Here is a 17889-nt window from a genome sequence, read left to right as displayed (position 1 = left end):
TATGAGTTCCTCCTCTTATGTCTTCATCACCTTTTATATCGTCCGAACCCCAGCTTTTGTATAGCGTTTTCAGTTGAAGTTTTGGTCAATGAAAAAACGCCCTCGTCACCGAGAGCGTCTTCATTAAAAACGGTCATCTTCTTTTGTCATGTGCACCTGTTCGCGCGGGGTCAGGAGCGCATCAATCGCGAGTGCGATCGCAGCCGCCCAATGTAGCATCATGCCGAGGAACGGGATGAACCCGAGCACCGACGCTGTGATCCCTACGAGTGCCCCGACCGAAATCCGTTTCAGCCGCGACAGCGACACGACGAGCAAGACGATGTGGAACACGAGCATGAACCCGAGCGGTGTGTAGCCCATGCTGATGATGAACAGCCCACCGAGTGCTGGGATGCCGAGAAACGCCTCAAAGGCGGCCCCGAGCCATTTCAAATTCCGAACCATTTATCTCATCTCACAGTTCTAATAGATAGAACTCATAGCCACCGTTTTCCGCAAATCCGGCCCGCTTGTAAATCTCGAGCGCGGCCTTGTTCTCCGTCTCGACGTCGAGCTCAAGCTTCGTCCGGCCCATGCGGAACAGCTGCTGGACCATCTGCTTCAACATCTTCGTGCCGTAGCCCTTGCCTTGCTCGTCCGCCTTGACGCCGAACGCATGGATGCTGCCGGCATCTTCGCCCGAAAGGAGCGCGCGAATGACCCCCACCGGACGACCATCAACCTCACCGATATATGTCACGCGGTCCGGCGTGTCAATCTGTTGATAGATGTTCTCCGTCACGTCGAGCGGGTCGCCGAATGCCTCACTGAGCGTCTCGATGATAAGCGGACGGTCGGTGTCCGTCGCCTCGCGGAGCGACACCTCAGTCGGTTTCAAGAACAACTCGGCTTTTTTGAGCACCAAGTTGTATTCTGAGAATTGGTACGCCGCGCCGAGATGGTCGATGACCGCCTTGCCGTCCTTCGATTTGCGATCGATGACGAACGTGAACGCTTCACAGCCATTCTGTTTCGCGTCCTGCTTCGCCGTTTCAAAGAGCGCCTTGAAGACGCCTTGTTTCCGATAGTCCGGATGTACGAGCGCGTTCACTTCATACTCGTTCGGGAGATACGGAAAGAGCACCATATAGCCGACGAGCGTGTCCCCATCATAGACGGCGTAGTCGTTCTGACCGACCGCCACGTGTCCGAGTTTCACGTCAATCTTGTCATGTGCGTTGACCGTTGCCTCGAGGGCCCCTACCTGTTCTGCCTGTCTCACTTCTTCTACTGTCCAATTCATGAAATCACCTCACGTCATATTGTAGCATAATCGAAAAAGCCCGCCGTAGCGGGCGGACTCATAACGTCCGGAATTCGAGCTCCGGTAATGTCTCGAGCAGTTCGGCAATCTCGTCCGTGTGCGCCTCGGCACCCGGGACGGCCTCGGTCGGTTCGACCCAGAAGAACGTCTTGTCGCTCGCACCGAGGTAGTTGCCGTAGCCGACTTCCTGAGCGAACGCCTCTTCCGAGAGTTCACGGTCAATCAAGTCCAAATGGAACAACAACTGGTCGTCACCGTCCTCGACGTTATAGTAGAGATCGAACGTGCCGTAGCTGTTCTTGTCGCCGACATCGACGACGTCCTGCGCCTTCTCGATATAGACGTCCCCACGCTCAATCGCCTCGACGATTTTTGACGGGAGAATGATCTCGTATCCAAGCTCACGGTCACGAATCGTCTGCGTCGTATCCTCCGTCCGTCCCCGGGACGAGACGACACCGACCGTTGCGACGAGGGCACCCGTCACGCCAAGCGCGACCGCCCATTTCATTGTTTTATTCATCTGAACCACTCCTTCTGTGAAGTCTGTCATGACCTGATTATCTCATATCTCATCGAGCGTACACTAAATATTCTGAAAAAATGTTTTAGGATGCGTTGACGCACGTCCGTCAATCCCATACGATGAAGATATCGTATTATAGAAAAGAGGAACTGATATGTCAAACGAACAACAATTGTCACGCGCACAGCTCGACGCGCTCTTAAAGAACGTCTTCGCCCTTCAAATCCCGGTCATCGAGAAGTTCATGACCGACCTGTTCAGAAAGTACGTCTCGACGGCGTCCACGTTCAAGCAGGACATGGACACGATGAAAGCGACGGAATGGCATAAGCAGTTCTTCGGTCAAAAAGTGATGCCGCACTTGTTCATCGAGAACCTCGGCTTCGGCGCGTCGTTCCGTCATCAGGAGCAAGACAAAGTCGTCAAAATCCCGGACAACATGACCGTGGTGAAACCGGACTCGGACGACCAGATTGAAGAGATTCTCCAAAACCTCGACAAGACGATGGCGTCGATGGACAACATCAAAAACAAAGGACTCGTCAAAAAGTTCTATAAAGAGACGCTCGAACTCATCTGCCAGCTCGGTAGCCGAACTGGGATGATGGACGAGTTTTATGAGCAAGTCAAAGGCAGCTTGACGAAAGCATGACCTTTCATCCACGTCCACGGACGTGGATTTTTTTAATGACCGTTCCTCGGCTCGAACACGGCCAAGCGCTCGATATTGGCCAAAATCGGTTTCGCCTTCCCAATCAACGTCTGCGTCGTCTCAAGCGACAGCGATTGTTGATGCGCCTCCATACTTTCCCACACCTCATAGACGACAATCGACTCATCGTCGAGCGAGACGTTCACCCGGTACGCCGTACACGTCGGCTCTCGTTCCATCGCCGTCGCCGCCTCGAGCAAAATCGCGAGTAGCGTCTCACGCTCGCCCGGTACGGCCGTCAGTTTCCCAATCAATCCATAGGACATGTTCATCCCTCCTTCCCGTATCGATTCGCCGCCGGCACCAGACTCTCCTTTACGTTGAACTGGCTGCGGCTATGCAACACGACCCCAATCATGACGAGCGAGATGCCGACGAGCGACAGCCCGGACGGCAGATGCGCCTGCAGGAAAATCAACTCGCCGATGAGCGCGAACAGCACCTCGAGCGCCTGGGTCGCCTCGACCGTGGCCAGTTTCCCCATATCGTGTTTAACGAGATCGGTCGCCTTGAAGAAGAGTACTGTCGCGACGACGCCCGATAACAGGGCGACGAGAAGCGTCTGCGTCAGTTGCGAGCTCGATGGCGCCCCCGTCGTCAGCCCGTAGCCGAACAAGAGGAGCCAGACCGGGAGCGAGCCGATGCACATGCCGAGGATGCGCTCGAACACGTCGAGGTCGGTGTGAGCCATCATCTTCCGGTTGCCAAGCGGATAGGCGAACGCGGCAATCAACACCGGCACCACCCCGATCCATAGGAAGTGTGGCTCGAAGTCGGCGAGGAATTCGACTTGCATCAAGACGACGCCGAACAGGATGAGTCCCGAGAAGCGGAGCGCCGTCCACGGAATCCGCTCCCGCGTCCCGTCACCTCGACGGAACAGCGGCGACAACAGCGCCCCGGCGATAATCGTCACTTGCCACGTGCCGGCGATAAGCCAAGGCGGTGCGACCTCGGCGGCGAGACAGATTGGGACGTAAAACAGACCGAAGCCGACCGTCCCCCAGACGAGCCACGGCCATGGCTGATCGACGATGGCGCGGCGCACCCTTGTCATGCCACCCCGGACGGCCACGACGAGCATAAGTAGCGGAATCATGAACAGGAAGCGGAGCGAGGCGCTATACGCCCAACTGCCACCACCGACCTGCATCGATTCATTCAAGACGAACGTGCTCGCGAAAAACAAGGCGGCGAGTACACCTAATAACAGCGGACGCATACGGTCTCTCCTTTCTGAATCCCCACTTGTTCCCTATCCGTCCCGCATTTCCCTGCCTCCACCAAAAAAATCAAGCAGCGCCGGCTGCTTGATTCGTCTCAATGGATATCGCGTTTTCGGAAATTCCCGCCTTTGACCTCGGACACCTCGTACACGACGACGAACGCCTCGGGGTCGACTTGGTTGATGATTTCTTTCATCTTCCGCTCCTCGAGCCGGTTGATGACGCACGTGATCTCGTAGTAGCACTCTTTCGAATAAGCGCCTTGAATCTGGTTGAGCGTAGCGCTCCGGCCGAGCCGGTCCCGCACCGTCTCGACCATGACGTCCGGTACGCTCGTGATGATTTTGAACGTCTTCGCGCCGCTCAGTCCTTCCTCGACGATGTGAATCACTTTCGAGGCAATGAAGTAGGCGATGGCTGATAGGACTGCTCCTTGCAGGCCGAACACCGTCGAGACGACGATGAAGACGAACACGTTCAAGAAGAGAATCAAGTCGCTCGTCCCGAACGGCAACTTTTTCGATAACAAGACGGCCAGCATGTCGATGCCATCGAGCGCGCCCCCGTTCCGGAGCGACAGCCCCATCCCAAGTCCGAGGATGATTCCGCCGACGACCGTGACGAGGAGCGTGTCCCCATCGATAATCGTCGGGACGCGGTGCATGATGAGCGTCCCGACCGAGAGCGAGGCGATGCCCGTGACCGATAGGATGGCAAAGCTCTTCCCGATTTGCTTATAGCCGAGATAGACGAACGGGATGTTCAAAATCCCGAGGAACACGCCGAGCGGGACACCCGTGAGTTGGGAACCGACGATGCTGATGCCGGTGATGCCCCCGTCCGATACGCTGTTCGGGATCAACACCGACTCGAGGCCGTACGCCGCGATCATCCCGCCGATGATGTTCATGATGATTTGAAAGCCCATGAGCCAGGCTCGATTGTCACGTTTCATGAGTAACGTCCTCCTTTTGATTTCAACTTTCCTAGTCTAGCATAAAAAAATAGTGAAATAACATTCGTGGCATCAATCGAAAAGTTGTGTCAGATTGTCTGCCGCTTCTGCTTCATCCGGTGTGAGGTTTGCTATACTGAAAAGAAAAAGGAGTGACCCCCGATGCAGCGTCCACCGATGCCTTCCCCGTCCCCGGAGGAAGTGCTCCGTTTGAAACGTGTCCATAATCCAATCAAACCGACCGAACTCCTCGCCAAGGGGCTACTCCTGTTAATTGGGTCGTTCATCTTCGCCATCGGGCTCGAGGCGTTCCTCGTCCCGAACCAAATCATCGATGGCGGCATCGTCGGCGTCTCAATCATCACGTCGTATTTGACGGAAACGAAACTCGCCATCTGGCTCGTCCTGTTCAACTTGCCGTTCATCTTCTTCGGCTATCGCCAAATCGGGAAGACGTTCGCCATCGTCACGTTGATTGCCATCATGCTCATGTCCGGCTTCACGATTTTACTTCATACGATCGAGCCGTTCACGGACGATTTGCTTCTCTCGACCGTATTCGGCGGCTTCCTGCTCGGAGCCGGCATCGGCCTTGTCATCCGGGCCGGCGGGTCGCTCGACGGGACCGAGATTTTGGCCGTGTCGTTCACGGACCGGCTCCCGTTCTCCGTTGGTGAGATCGTCATGTTCTTCAACATCTTCATTCTCGGGACGGCCGGCTTCGTCTTCAGCTGGGACCGGGCGATGTACTCACTCATCACGTACTTCGTCGCCTTCAAGACGATCGACATCGTGCTCGAGGGACTCGACCAGTCGAAGGCGGCGTGGATTATCACGACGGCGCCGGACGACATTGGGCAGGCCATCATGGATCGGCTCGGTCGGGGTGTGACGTATCTGCACGGGGAAGGGGCGTACACGGGCGACGGCAAGAAAGTCGTCTTCACCGTCATCAGCCGGTTAGAAGAGACGAAATTGAAGGACATCCTCGACGACTATGACGAGAAGGCGTTCCTCGCCATCGGCAATATCCACGACGTCCGAGGCGGCCAGTTCAAAAAGAAAAATATCCACTAAAAAAATCGGCCCCTCGGGACCGATTTTTTTGTTTATCCGATTTTCGCTTGATCGCGCCCGCTCGTCTTCGCCGTGTAAAGCGCGGCGTCGGCCCGTTCGAACACGACCGTGCCCGGTTCTGCCCCGGCGAGCGAGGCCCCGAGCGATATCGTCATCGGGATATGCGTCCCTTCGAACGAGAAAGGGGTGTCGCGGATGACCGTGACGAGATCGTCAGCGATCAATCGGACATCGCCTGCATCCTCGAGCACCATCAGAAACTCTTCCCCGCCATAGCGGCCGACGAAGCCGTCCGGCGGACAGTTCGCCTGTAACGTTTGACCGATGTGATGAAGCGCCGCGTCGCCAGCCCGATGGCCATATGTATCGTTCAGCTGCTTGAACCGGTCGACGTCGATGACGAACAGCGCCCAAGGGAGACCCGACATCTCGACCTCGTTCAACCGTTCGAGCGTCATATAGCGGTTCGGAAGACCCGTCAGCTCGTCAATCGTCGCCCGCTGCGCGTGCAGCCGGAACATGCGCAGGTGCGTCTCGATCTGTTTCGCGACCCAATAACACATCCATCCGCCGAGGAACGTCATGACGAAATACGGCAAGAACACGGTCGTGAACGCCTGCATCGGGACGTTGCCCGCAATCCGGAACAAGACGAGCACGGTCCCAAACACGAGATAGGCCGAATACAAGTGGCCACGGCGTAGCACGATGCGATTCAACACGAGCGACAACATGAAGAACAGGGCAAGCGTACCGAACGAGCGGATGAATTGGTCGGTCATACCGTCGAGACCGAAGCGACCGAGCAGGGTCAGCCCCATCGTGACGGCGACCCCGACCGGTCCGGCATAGGCACCTGAGAGCGCGAGCGGGATCACCCGGAGGTCGACCCGCGCCTCCCCGACTTGAAACGAGTTGACCGTCAACAGCACGGCCGCGAGCCCCATGGCAATCCCGAACCAGATGCGGATTGCATAGGGGGAGCCTGCCTGAATCGGCAACAGCTGGCGCATGAGATACAGAGCCAGCGATAAAACGAGATAGATGATACTGACATTGATGAAAAAGATGTTGATGACTTGACCCAAGCCTTGTCCTCTCCCGCCATTTCTTTCCTCCTATCCTATCGTACAAAAGTGACACATGTCACCCTATCCAAATTTTAGGATAGCTAAAAAGCCGGAAGCTCACGCTTCCGACTTGTTTTGCATCATCTGTTTCATCAAGTTGGCGCTGGCGCGGGCCGACTCGTTCTCGGTCTGCATCTGGACGTACACCTCATGACGATGAATGTCGATATGGCGCGGGGCGTCGATGCCGAGTTTGACCTGGTCGCCTTCAATGGCGAGCACGGTGAGCGTCACATCGTCCCCGATATGGATGGCCTCGCCTTGTTTTCGTTTCAATACGAGCATCAGCGCACCTCTTCTTTCTGACCACCGAGCGGGAACCGGGCCGGGTAGACGTCATCCAAGATGACTTGCTTCCCGCGGCGCTCTTTCGTCTCGATGACGATCGGGGCCTTCAAGTTGAGCGTCGAGGCGTCGAACGGATCGCGGAGCGTCACGATGGCATACACCGAGACGTGTTCCGCCTCATCGATGCCGAGTTGCTCTTTCGCGCCGTCGGTCAATTCGAACGCATAGTCTGACTTGTGCCAGAACGGGTTCGTCACGACGAAGGCGCAGGCCGGGTCCTCGAGCGACTGGAGCGACCAGAACGGGAGCTCGTCGCCGTACGGGATGAGGGCGAACGTCTTTGATTCCGGGAACCCGGGAATCTCGCTGACGAACGAGATCGTCTCGTCTTCATTTACTTCGATCTTGCCAAAATAGTCTGTCTCAATGAACATGGGTCATCCTCACTTTCAACGCGTCTCATCATACATGCCACCGACCGGCCACATCTCGAGCGATGCCTGTTGACGGAGCGAGATGTCCGTCGTCCATGGCGTGAACGAGATGTCGGCCGGGGTGAGTGATACATCAATCTGTGCCGGCGTCAGGTTCCACTCGATTTTGACATCCGCCGGCGTATACGTCAACTTCACACGGTCGAGCGACTTCGGCATGAAGTCCATGTCGACGACCGGGTATGGGGAGCTCGTCTTCTCGGCGGCCATCGCGGCAATCGGATTGCCGTTCTCGATGCGCATGAGCCGGTCCCCATCCCGGGCCGTGGTCGACGTCGCTTCCCGGGCCGCCTGTTCCCCGAGCTGACCGAAATGGCGGCCGAGCTCGAGTGCGGCCTTTAGGTTGCTTTCACTGCGCGCGACCGACGAGTCGACTTCGAGCGTGCCGCCTGTCGTCTGTTGCGTCATTTCGACCTTGCCTTGTGTCATCGACACGTCGGCCCGGCCTTGCCGCATCTCGAGGTGCGGCCGGTTCGACGTGATTTGAATGGCGGCCTGCGTCTGCCGCATCTCAAGCCGGGCGATATTCATCGCTTACCGGAGGAAGTCGAGGAGCGTCGGTTGGATGATACGTGCCCCGGCCGATAGTGCGGCCCGGTGCACCGTCTCGTGCGACTTGAGCTCCATGATGACTCGTTCGATGTCGATGTCCTCGTTATCGGACATGATCGTCTTGGCAATAATCTCATGTTCTTGCAGGCGGTTGTCGACGAGTTCCAACCGGTTGGCGCGAGCCCCGAGCTCGGCCCGCTCCGTGATCAAATTTTGGGCGATGACGTCGAGGTCGGCGAGTTCGTTCGAGAGCACTTCCCCGGTCGTGTTCGGGTCGGCCAGTTTCGTGACGAGGTCGTGCAGTCCGGCGAATACGTCACTCCCGAACACCGTCTCCGGTTGCATGTTCACTTGAACGGTGATGCCTTTCGATACTTCGAAGGCGACTTTCCCGCTCGCGGTCGGTGCCCCACCCGGATAGATGCTGTTGACGTCCCCGTTCGGGTCGGCGAGATACGCCTTCAAGGCGTCCATATCGACGAGCGGCTGGTCCGTCTTCGTGCCGTTGTAAATATATTTCTCGCCCGACTTCGCGTTCGCGAGCGAGCCGAGATGTTCGATCAACTGATTGACCTCACTCTGGATGATTTGACGCTGCGACGACTCATACGTGTCGTTGGCCGCCTGTGTCGTCAATTCGCGGATCCGTTTGACGGCTTCCGTCACTTCGTTCAACGTCGAATCGGTCAAGTCCATCCAGCTCGTCGCCTCGCTGACGTTGCGACGGAATTGGTCGACCTCGCGTACCTCGGTCCGGTAGCGCATGCCCTGCATGGCGACGACCGGGTCCTCGGACGCCTTCTGGATCCGTTTCCCGCTGATGAGCTGTTCTTGGACTTGGGCGAGCTTGTTATAACTGCTCGATAAATGTTTCAAGTTCGTCTGTGTGAGCATCGTCTGTGTGACTCGCATCAAGCATTACCTCCCTACGACACCCATGCCGTTGATGATTTTGTCGAGCATCTCGTCGACGGCCGTGATGTTACGGGCCGCCGCGTTATAAGCGTGTTGATATTGAATCATCATCGTCATCTCTTCGTCGAGCGACACGGCGCTCACCGCTTGGCGACGCTGGTCTGAGCTCGCCATGAGCGCGAACGTGCTCTGGGCGAGGCGTCCGCTCTGGTCGGCGGCGACGGCCATGTTGCCGATGACGTTTTGATAGTATTTGCCGATTGACGTGTCCGTCTGGACCGATCCGTCGAAGCTGAGCGTGGCCGACTTCAAGTTCGCCAAAGCGAGGGCACCGCTACCGTCCCCGATGTTGCCGTCCTGTGACGCGGCGATCAAGTCGAGGTTGTTCATGACGGCGTCGCTCACTTTGATTGTCGCAGCGCTCGCCGTCCCTTCGAAGAAGTTCGCCGTGCCGGCGTTGCCTTTGGCGTCCATGTTGTTGCTGTGGGCCGTGTTGAACGCCGAGGCGAACTTGCCGGCCATCTCGTCCAAGTCTTTCAACATCGTCGCGTAGACGCCGTTCACGCTGCCTGATGCTGGCGTGTCCGTGCCGTACATCTCGACGAGCGCTTTCCATTTGCCGTTCGGCATCGTGGCGTGCGTGAGGGCCACGTCCGCTCCGCTTGCATCGGTCATATCGAGACCGTCGAACGAGCCGACCGTGCCGTTGATGCCGTCGACGAGTTTGTGGTCGACGCCATTGATGGAGACGACGATGTCGATGCGGCCCTCGGCGACCTTCTGTGAGTTCCCGCGTGACTCGCCGTTCGTATAGTCGACCGGGACGCGGGTGAAGTCCATATATTGGGCGAGCTCGTCCATATAGCGGTCCCGTTCGTCATACAGTTCGTTCGGGAGCACGCCGAGCGGCTCGGCATCCCCAATTTGACGGTTGACCTGACTGATTTTCGTCATCAAGTCGTTCACTTTTTTGACGACGACATCGCCTTCTGACGCCAGGTCGGCCTGCACTTTTTGGAGCGAGGACGACATATAGTTGAACGTCTCGGCAAGTGTCATCGCCCGCTGGCGCACGACGCTGCGCGCGCCGGCGTCATCCGGGTTGACCGACAAATCTTGAAGCGAGGCCCAGAACAAGTCGAGCGATTTGGCGAGTCCCGTCTCGGACGGCTCGTTGACGATGTCTTCCATCCGGCCGAACGCCGCCTCTTTCGTCGCGTAGTAGGCGTTCTTCACCGACTCGTCGCGGTACTGTTGGTCGATCATCAAATCGCGGATCCGGGCGAGCGTCTCACCGCGGACACCGGTCCCGAACTGCCCGGCCTTCGTTCCCCCGAAGTTGACACTGAGTTGTTCGGTCATGCCGAGCGACAAGCGTTGGCGCGAGTAGCCCGGGTTCGAGGCGTTGGCGACGTTGTTCCCTGTCGCCTGGAGCGCCCACTGGTGCGTCGTCAAACTGCGGCGCGCCGTCTCTAATCCCATAAATGTTGAGCCCATCAAACTTCCTCCTTATACATCCCGGCTGAACGAGCGCGTCTCGAGCGCCTGTTGGCCGTACGTGAAATCATCTGCCTCTGGCATGAGCATGTCCAAATGCCATTCGATATACCGGAGCGACTGTTCGAGCAGGACGGCGTTCAATTCATTCTGCCGTTTCAGCTCGAAGAGAACCGGTCGTAACGCTTCCTTCTCTTCATCGTCCAAAACGAGCGTTCCTTGAAGTCGTTCCGCTTCTTTTTGTTTGATTTGTCGGAGGAGCGTCGCCTCTTCTTTGACGAGTGCGCTGAAAGCGGGCATGTTCCCGCTCACGAGCAGCCGTTCTTTGTCATAAGCCAGTTCGAGTAAACGTGTATGTAATGTGAGCATAAGTCTCTCCTTTGTCCAAAAAAAGAGCCGACTAAAGAAAGGGTGCCCCTTGTTTAGTCAGCTTCCGTGCCATCTTATTTATGCGAAGGTCTCCCTCGGACCCCGCTTTCATTCATCCTTGTAGAAAGCGTTTGGCGATGTCGCGCGCGTCCCGTGAATACGTCCCGGCGTTAATCTCTGCCTTCAAGGCGTTGATCTTCTCCAGGCGCTCCGGGTGTTTCACCGGTTCTTCAAACCGGGCGCGGGCTTCGGCCGATATCGATAGTTGGTCCGTTTGGCGTGTCAGCTCGGGCTTCGTCTCAGGTTGCGTTTTCTTCTCGTAAGTGTTCGGTAAGTGTACCCACTTTGCAGAATCGATGCGCATACGTGTCCCCCCTCTTCTCAGTTGTTAATCCAAACGATAAGCGCGAACGCTTTGTTTCGTGACGCTGGCTTGTAGCCCTTTCAGTTCTTGCTGCATGTCGGTCTGACAGTCCGCGCATACCTTTCCTTGGTTCGTCGGATTGCCGCAACGCACGCAGGCGATGTTCAGTGACGGGTTGTCCTTGATGATCAAGCGTCCTTCATGGATATATCGCGTGATATCAAGTTCGGAGACGTTCGTCGCTTCGACGAGGGCTCCGATTGTCGTCTGTTTGTTGGCGGGTTCGCGGATGAAGTCCCGGACTTTCAAGAAGTTTTGGAAATCGACTTCCGCGCAGGATGGGCAGTATGGCGAGCGGCTTTGTTTCATGAACAGCCGTCCGCACGTTTGACAAGTTGTTGCTTCCACAGTCATTCACCTCTGCCCTTTATATCGGACGCATTTTTGATTTGTTTAGCGTCCGGAACAGGCAAACAGCAGAAACTTGTTCCGCCCCGGCCCGGCGCAAGGTGAGCGCCGCCTGATGGAGCGTCGTCCCCGTCGTATAGACGTCGTCGACGAGGACAATTTTGCCACAGCGCGGCAACTGCTGTACAGCGAACGGATTCGTACGGTGCCGCCTTTCTTCTTTCCCAAGTTGGCGTTGACTCGAAACCTCGGCTTTGACGAGCACCTGCTCCGTCGGTCCGATCATCCTTGCGAGCAGCTCGGCCTGATTGAAACGGCGTGACCGCAACCGCTCCTCACTGAGCGGGATCGGGACGTAGACGGCACCTCGTTCCCGCGTCGCTCGCAACACATCGCGTAGCTGTCGCGCCAAGACGACGTCGCCGCCGAACTTATAACGATGGAGCCAATTTGCGCCCGCCTCGTCATAGGCGTAGAGCGAATGGACGGTCAAGTCGAGGCCGAGGGCAAGCCAACGGACGCAATCTCCGCACGTCGCCCCGTCCACGGTCGGATGCCCGCAACGCGGACAACCCTCGTTCAGCGGTGTCAACATCTTGTCACAGTCTGGACAGGCCCAATCCCGCTTCAACAGCGTCGCCGGGCTCCACGGGACGGCGAACGGTTTCCGGCAGACGAGACAGTTCATCGCCGGTTCGCCTCCTCAATCTCACGGATGGCTTTGTCTTGGCGGAACGTGCGCTCGTCGTAAAAGAAGACGACGTCCCCGGTCGGTGCGGTCGGTTTGCGCCCGGCTCGGCCCGCCATCTGGATGATGGCGCGCGACGAGAACAAAGCGTGACTGCTGTCGAGGACGGCGACGTGCACCCCGGTCACGGTCATCCCCCGCTCCCAAATCGATGTCGCGAGCACAATCCCGTTCGTCGCCTCGAGCCACTCGAGCACGTCCGTCCGCTCGTCCGTGTCGGCCGAGACGGCCTGATAGGTGAATCCGTTCGCCGCGAGCAATTCCCCGTAACGGACGAGGTCCGGTTTCGTCGGGACGAACAACAGACGCGGTGCCGCCTCGTACCGGCGACAGAAGTCGAGGATGGCTTGCTCCGTCTCACGGACGAGCCGGGGCACGGGCAAATCGTGACCGTGATAGCGCCGCGACAGATGCACGGTCGGGAATTGACGTTGCCAGACGGTCGGCGTCGCCGTCACGAACAAAAACAGACCTTTCCCGGCCCGACGGAGCGTCCACCAGAGCGCGAAGTCGAAAGCGAACGGGAAGGCGTCAGACTCGTCGACGAGGATGTAATCGAATACGTGACGGAGGTTCACGAGGAGGGGCGCCGTCGCGACGGTGATCATCCCGATCGTCTCCTTGTCCCCACCGCCGTAGCGTCGGGTGATGGGAACGGAGAAGGTCGCCTCGAGCCGGTCGGCCCACTCGATGGCGACGTCACGTCGCGGCGAGACGATAAGGACACGCTTTCCATCATTGACGACGCGCGCGATGACGGGGAACGTCATCTCCGTCTTCCCTGCCCCGCAGACGGCATGGACGAGCCCGCTCGTTCGAGATGCCCACCATATGAGGAGCTGCCGGCTGACGTGCCGTTGCTCGGCTGACAGCTCGAACGGCATGACGAGGTCAGTCGTTTCAATCGGTGTCGTGATGTCCATTTCGGTAAGACAATCACATTGACAGACACGACCGAGATGAAGGCAGTTGCGGCAATAGCGGCACTGTCCGTGATGGCACGTATAAGCACGCGTGTCCATGCTCAGACAGCGCTGGCAGACGCCGAAACGGATGGCGGGAGTTCCTTCGGGTGCCACGATGAGTTGGCCCATAACATCAGTCCTTTTTCTGTTCACGCTAGCATATCCTCATCACATCCACATGTCATGTTCGTCGACGGAACGGGGACGGCTAACGGAAACACGTCTCTTCATTTCATACTGTAGACGGAGGTGAACGAGCAAACAATCGACTATACTCCAAGTAGACCAGTTATTGGAAATGAGGCAGATATCATGTTCAAACGACCCATCCACAACATCTTGACCGGTTTAGGCATGCTCGGCGTCCTGCTGGCTGGTCTCTGGCTTTCCTACGAGGTGCTCGGGAGCGACAAAGCGAAACAGCGGGCCATCACCGCGGCGGAGGCTTACGTCGCGACGACGTATCCCGCGCTCACGCTCGACGTGTCGGACACGCAATACATGTTCCCGTACGGTTCGAGCTATGCCGTCACGTTCACATCGCCTACGAGCGTCGACACGACGTTTGCGGTCCTCGTCACGAAATCCGGCGACGTCATCCATGATGAGTATGAGGACGTCATCAGTGGCGAACAGACGTATCAACGATTGAACGACGCCTACTTCGAACTGACGGACCGTCTGTTCACGTCGGGGCGTTTCCCGTTCGCGGTCACGTATGGGCATGGCCACATCCCTCGGGAAGACGATCAGACGAGCCCCCCAGGTGTCCGGCTCGCAGACCTTCAGCTCGATGAGACGCTCGACGTGTCCCGCTATGCGGCCGAGTATGGCCACATCCACCTCGATTTGCCGGACGGGCCGTTCTCGCCTGAGGCGATGGCCGACTCGTTGACGGCGACGAAGCGCTTCTTCGACACCGAAGACGTCCCGTTTCATTCCATCAGCCTCAGCCTCCTCGACGACGAGACGGTCTACTTCGTCCGCAGCATCCTGTACGAGGAGATCTCGTCACCGCGTCTTGCAGAGATCATCCGGGACCGCACATCCACTGACTGACAAAAGGTTCAACCGACGGCCGTCGGTTGAACCTTTTCGTCGTCCATCATGAGCAGACAAAAAAAACAGGCACGCCATTTCTGGCGCACCTGTGTTTATGATTCGTCCGTGTCTTCCGACGCCGTCTCACGCAAGGCGAGTCGCACCCGCTCCACGTGATTCTCCGTCATCTCGATGACGGTCAAGACGTAACGGTCGAACTCGAGCGTGTCACCGACCTCGTGCGTCTCGCGGTGGACTTGGAGCCAACCGCCGAGCGTATCGATGCCTTCTGAACGTTCGAACGTGATGCCGAAGCGTTCCTCGAGTTCTTCGAGCAAGACGCGCGTATCGATTTCATACGTCGTGTCGTCGACCGTATGAATCGGGTCGACCTCGTCCTCGTCGAACTCGTCACGGATTTCTCCGACGATTTCTTCGAGCAAGTCTTCGAGCGTGATGAGACCGGCCGTCCCGCCGTATTCGTCCAAGACGATGGCGATGTGGGTCCGGGCCTCACGCATCTGTTTCAATGTATCTTCCAAAGGCGTCATTTCATGCACGACCGGAAGCTCTTTCACATAAGTGGAGAGATTGATGGACGGGCTGACCGCGAGTCCCATCAATACCTCTTTGACGTTGATGTAGCCGATCAAGTTGTCCTTGTCGCCGTCTTCAGTGATCGGATAACGGGTATATTGACTGTCCGCGAACGTCTCGAGCACCTCGGCCCGTGTCGCTTCGATATCAATCGCCTCGACCTTCGTCCGGGGCACCATCACGTCTTTCGTGACGTGCTGGTCGAACGAGAAGATGTTTTGCATCATCGCGAGTTCCGTCTGGTTGATTTCACCGCTCTGAAAACTTTGCGCCATGATGATTTTCAACTCTTCTTCCGAGTGCGCTTGTTCATGTCCGGCCGGTTTGACGCCGAACAATCCGAGCAACAATCGGGCCGATCCGTTCAATAACCAGATGAACGGGAACATGATCCGTCCAAACCAGAACAACGGTCGGGCGAAGATGAGCGTCATCCGTTCCGCATATTGAATCGCGAGCGTCTTCGGTGCGAGTTCCCCGATGACGACGTGTAGGAACGTCACGATCGCGAACGCGACGGCGAACGAGATAATCGATGCGAGCGACGCCGGGATGTCGAACTCGTTAAAGAGCGGGGTAAGCAATCGCACGACCGACGGTTCCCCGAGGAAACCGAGTCCGAGCGCCGTCACCGTGATGCCGAGCTGACACGCCGATAAGTAATAGTCGAGGTCAGATGCGACCTTTTTCGCGAGAATCGCCGACTTGTTCCCTTCCGCCACCAATTGATCGAGTCGTGACATCCGCACTTTGACGACGGCGAACTCCGATCCGACAAAAAATGCAGTGAGCGCGATCAATAACGCCACCAACAACAACAATACCCAAATCGGGCCTTCCACTTCTCCGCCACCGCCACCGGCAGCCATTACGTGTGTAGAGTAGATCCTGTCCACATGTTCCTCGAGAGACTCGAGGGTCACCTCCATATAAATAATTTACAAGGTCACACGACTGTGTCCTTGCCTAATGAATAACCTACCATGAGAGCCCGCCTCTCGGCAACTAAAAGGAGGCGCTCACATGGAACGCCTCCGAACACTCAGTTTTGTTTATAGAACATGATCGCCTCGTACGCCCGGAGCGACAGCGTCGTCCCGTCGAGTTGCGGCACGTCATAGTTATGACTGACGACGTCGGCATGCGTGAAGCCGGCCGGAATCTCATACGTCGTCTCCGGTCCATAGAAGTTCGCGACGACGAGCACTTCCTCGTGTTCCGTCTTGCGCGTGTATGCCCAGACGTCGAGCGCGTCCGGCGTGAGGATCGTATAGTCCCCGTCCGTCAAGACGTCGAGCTCTTTGCGGAGCGAGATCAAGTTCTTGTAGTGATAGAACACCGAGTTCGGGTCGTCGAGCGCCGTCTCGACGTTCACATCCGCATAGTTCGGCGCCACGTTAATCCACGGCGTCCCGCTCGTGAATCCGGCGTGCGGCGTCGCGTCCCACTGCATCGGCGTCCGCGAGTTGTCCCGCGACTTTTGTTTGATGGCGGCCATCATGTCCTCGTGCGACACGCCCTGTTCGCGCTTCAACTTATACACGTTGAGCGTCTCGATATCGCGGTACTCGTCGAGCGAGTCGAAACCCGGGTTCGTCATCCCGATCTCCTCGCCTTGATAGATGTACGGCGTCCCTTGCAGGCCGTGGAGCACCGTCGCGAGCATCTTCGCGCTCTCGACGCGGTGGTCGGTGTCGTTGCCGAAGCGGCTGACGACGCGCGGTTGGTCGTGGTTGCACCAGAAGATGGCGTTCCAGCCCTTGCCGTGCATTCCTTCCTGCCACGTCGACATGATGTCTTTCAGTTGGACGAAGTCGAACGGTGCGGCGACGAACTTCTCGCCGTTCGGATAATCGACTTTCAAATGATGGAAGCTGAACGTCATGCTGAGCTCGCGCTCGTCCGGACTCGAGTAACGGACGCAATGGTCGAGCGTCGTCGACGACATCTCGCCGACCGTGATGACGTCGTGCCCGTCGAATACTTCGCGGTTCATCTCTTTCAAATATTCGTGGATGCGCGGCCCGTCCGTATAGAACTTGCGGCCGTCCGAATCGTCTTCTGGGAAGTCCTGCTGCTTCGAGATCAAGTTGATGACGTCGAGGCGGAACCCTTTGATGCCTTTGTCGCGCCAGAAGCGCATCATCTCATAGACGTCCTCCCGCATCTGCTCGTTCTCCCAGTTCAAATCGGCCTGGGTCACGTCGAACAAGTGAAGGTAATACTGGCCACTTGCCTCGTCATACTTCCAGGCGTTGCCGCCGAACTTCGACTCCCAGTTCGTCGGTTCGTCGCGCCAGATGTAGTAGTCGCGATACCGTTCGTCCCCGGCGAGCGACTTCTGGAACCATTCATGCTCGGTCGAGGAGTGGTTGACGACGATGTCCATCATGAGCCCGATGCCACGTGCTTCGGCCTCGCGTACGAGCTCGTCGAGGTCGTCCATCGTCCCGTAAGATGGGTCGATTGCATAGTAGTCGCTGACGTCATAGCCGTTGTCGTTTTGCGGCGACTTGTAGACCGGGGTCATCCAGATGTATTCGATGCCGAGCTCGGCCAAGTAATCGAGCTTCGCCGTCACCCCTTTGATGGAGCCGGTGGCATTGCCTTCCGGGCTATAGAAGCTTTTCGGATAAATTTGATAGACGACAGATTTGCGCCAGTTTGGTTGTGTCATAGATGTAGTCTCCTTTTGTAAGAGTTTTCATTTGTACAGGAA

Annotated in this window: 22 protein-coding genes; 3 read left to right on the top strand and 19 right to left on the bottom strand. The window is 57.3% G+C overall.

Annotated features, from left to right (window positions below; translation table 11 throughout):
* Positions 1-123: 123 nt before the first annotated feature.
* Genes KNO58_RS02420 through KNO58_RS02410 form a run of 3 tightly spaced genes read right to left on the bottom strand, consistent with a single transcriptional unit; the run spans position 124 to position 1829 of the window.
* Positions 124-447: a hypothetical protein gene (locus KNO58_RS02420; protein WP_214751712.1), complete on the bottom strand. Its 324-nt coding sequence runs from the start codon at positions 445-447 to the stop codon at positions 124-126.
* A 10-nt stretch (positions 448-457) separates the two neighbouring features.
* On the bottom strand, positions 458-1285 hold the full coding sequence (locus tag KNO58_RS02415) for a GNAT family N-acetyltransferase (protein ID WP_214751711.1): 828 nt from the start codon (positions 1283-1285) through the stop codon (positions 458-460).
* Positions 1286-1343: 58 nt separating this feature from the next.
* A complete protein-coding gene (locus KNO58_RS02410; RefSeq protein WP_214751710.1) occupies positions 1344-1829 on the bottom strand; it encodes a hypothetical protein in 486 nt (161 codons plus the stop codon).
* 157 nt (positions 1830-1986) lie between these two features.
* Between KNO58_RS02410 and KNO58_RS02405 the strand changes: the two genes are divergently transcribed.
* Entirely contained in the window at positions 1987-2484 is a 498-nt protein-coding gene (locus KNO58_RS02405; protein WP_021066568.1) for a hypothetical protein, read from the top strand.
* Between the two features lie 32 nt (positions 2485-2516).
* On the opposite strand, the gene KNO58_RS02400 is transcribed toward KNO58_RS02405, so the two are convergent.
* From KNO58_RS02400 to KNO58_RS02390, 3 genes are all read right to left on the bottom strand, one after another.
* Positions 2517-2810: a putative quinol monooxygenase gene (locus KNO58_RS02400; protein WP_214751709.1), complete on the bottom strand. Its 294-nt coding sequence runs from the start codon at positions 2808-2810 to the stop codon at positions 2517-2519.
* A gap of 2 nt (positions 2811-2812) precedes the next feature.
* The gene (locus KNO58_RS02395; RefSeq protein ID WP_214751708.1) at positions 2813-3766 is read right to left on the bottom strand and encodes a DMT family transporter; all 954 of its coding nucleotides are present in this window, start codon (positions 3764-3766) and stop codon (positions 2813-2815) included.
* A 98-nt stretch (positions 3767-3864) separates the two neighbouring features.
* Entirely contained in the window at positions 3865-4725 is an 861-nt protein-coding gene (locus KNO58_RS02390) for a YitT family protein (protein WP_214751707.1), read from the bottom strand.
* A 162-nt stretch (positions 4726-4887) separates the two neighbouring features.
* Here KNO58_RS02390 and KNO58_RS02385 point away from each other — a divergent pair, with 162 nt between their 5' ends.
* Complete coding sequence (locus KNO58_RS02385; RefSeq protein ID WP_021066564.1) at positions 4888-5802, top strand: YitT family protein; 915 nt, start codon at positions 4888-4890, stop codon at positions 5800-5802.
* A gap of 32 nt (positions 5803-5834) precedes the next feature.
* Here the strand turns inward: KNO58_RS02385 and KNO58_RS02380 are convergent, their stop codons facing one another.
* From KNO58_RS02380 to KNO58_RS02330, 11 genes are all read right to left on the bottom strand, one after another.
* Positions 5835-6890 (bottom strand): GGDEF domain-containing protein, encoded by a 1056-nt coding sequence (locus KNO58_RS02380; protein WP_251026022.1) that lies wholly within the window; start codon positions 6888-6890, stop codon positions 5835-5837.
* Positions 6891-6989: 99 nt separating this feature from the next.
* Positions 6990-7217 (bottom strand): carbon storage regulator CsrA, encoded by a 228-nt coding sequence (gene csrA, locus KNO58_RS02375; RefSeq protein WP_214751706.1) that lies wholly within the window; start codon positions 7215-7217, stop codon positions 6990-6992.
* Complete coding sequence (fliW, locus tag KNO58_RS02370) at positions 7217-7654, bottom strand: flagellar assembly protein FliW (RefSeq protein WP_029595007.1); 438 nt, start codon at positions 7652-7654, stop codon at positions 7217-7219. The genes csrA and fliW overlap by 1 nt, the downstream gene beginning before the upstream one ends.
* Positions 7655-7669: 15 nt before the next feature.
* Positions 7670-8245, bottom strand: a complete 576-nt coding sequence (locus KNO58_RS02365; RefSeq protein WP_214751705.1) for a DUF6470 family protein — start codon at positions 8243-8245, stop codon at positions 7670-7672.
* A gap of 3 nt (positions 8246-8248) precedes the next feature.
* Positions 8249-9178, bottom strand: coding sequence for a flagellar hook-associated protein FlgL (gene flgL, locus KNO58_RS02360; RefSeq protein ID WP_214751704.1), 930 nt, complete (start codon positions 9176-9178; stop codon positions 8249-8251).
* 6 nt (positions 9179-9184) lie between these two features.
* The gene (gene flgK / locus KNO58_RS02355) at positions 9185-10678 is read right to left on the bottom strand and encodes a flagellar hook-associated protein FlgK (protein ID WP_214751703.1); all 1494 of its coding nucleotides are present in this window, start codon (positions 10676-10678) and stop codon (positions 9185-9187) included.
* A gap of 12 nt (positions 10679-10690) precedes the next feature.
* On the bottom strand, positions 10691-11047 hold the full coding sequence (flgN, locus tag KNO58_RS02350) for a flagellar export chaperone FlgN (protein WP_214751702.1): 357 nt from the start codon (positions 11045-11047) through the stop codon (positions 10691-10693).
* 112 nt (positions 11048-11159) lie between these two features.
* A complete protein-coding gene (locus KNO58_RS02345) occupies positions 11160-11411 on the bottom strand; it encodes a flagellar biosynthesis anti-sigma factor FlgM (protein WP_021066556.1) in 252 nt (83 codons plus the stop codon).
* A 24-nt stretch (positions 11412-11435) separates the two neighbouring features.
* Complete coding sequence (locus KNO58_RS02340) at positions 11436-11825, bottom strand: flagellar protein (RefSeq protein ID WP_251026021.1); 390 nt, start codon at positions 11823-11825, stop codon at positions 11436-11438.
* Positions 11826-11838: 13 nt separating this feature from the next.
* Complete coding sequence (locus KNO58_RS02335) at positions 11839-12507, bottom strand: ComFC family protein (RefSeq protein ID WP_214751701.1); 669 nt, start codon at positions 12505-12507, stop codon at positions 11839-11841.
* Positions 12504-13661 carry a helicase-related protein gene (locus KNO58_RS02330; RefSeq protein ID WP_214751700.1) on the bottom strand — a complete coding sequence of 386 codons (1158 nt, stop codon included), beginning with the start codon at positions 13659-13661 and terminating at the stop codon, positions 12504-12506. The genes KNO58_RS02335 and KNO58_RS02330 overlap by 4 nt, the downstream gene beginning before the upstream one ends.
* 183 nt (positions 13662-13844) lie before the next feature.
* On the opposite strand from KNO58_RS02330, the gene KNO58_RS02325 reads away from it, so the two are divergent.
* Positions 13845-14591 (top strand): hypothetical protein, encoded by a 747-nt coding sequence (locus KNO58_RS02325; RefSeq protein ID WP_214751699.1) that lies wholly within the window; start codon positions 13845-13847, stop codon positions 14589-14591.
* A 95-nt stretch (positions 14592-14686) separates the two neighbouring features.
* On the opposite strand, the gene KNO58_RS02320 is transcribed toward KNO58_RS02325, so the two are convergent.
* Positions 14687-16012 carry a hemolysin family protein gene (locus KNO58_RS02320; protein WP_214751893.1) on the bottom strand — a complete coding sequence of 442 codons (1326 nt, stop codon included), beginning with the start codon at positions 16010-16012 and terminating at the stop codon, positions 14687-14689.
* Between the two features lie 200 nt (positions 16013-16212).
* Entirely contained in the window at positions 16213-17847 is a 1635-nt protein-coding gene (treC, locus tag KNO58_RS02315) for an alpha,alpha-phosphotrehalase (RefSeq protein ID WP_214751698.1), read from the bottom strand.
* Positions 17848-17889 lie beyond the last annotated feature (42 nt).

Source organism: Exiguobacterium sp. J17977 (assembly GCF_018616375.1).
Lineage (GTDB): Bacteria > Bacillota > Bacilli > Exiguobacteriales > Exiguobacteriaceae > Exiguobacterium > Exiguobacterium mexicanum.
This window is presented reverse-complemented; position numbering and strand designations above follow the sequence as displayed.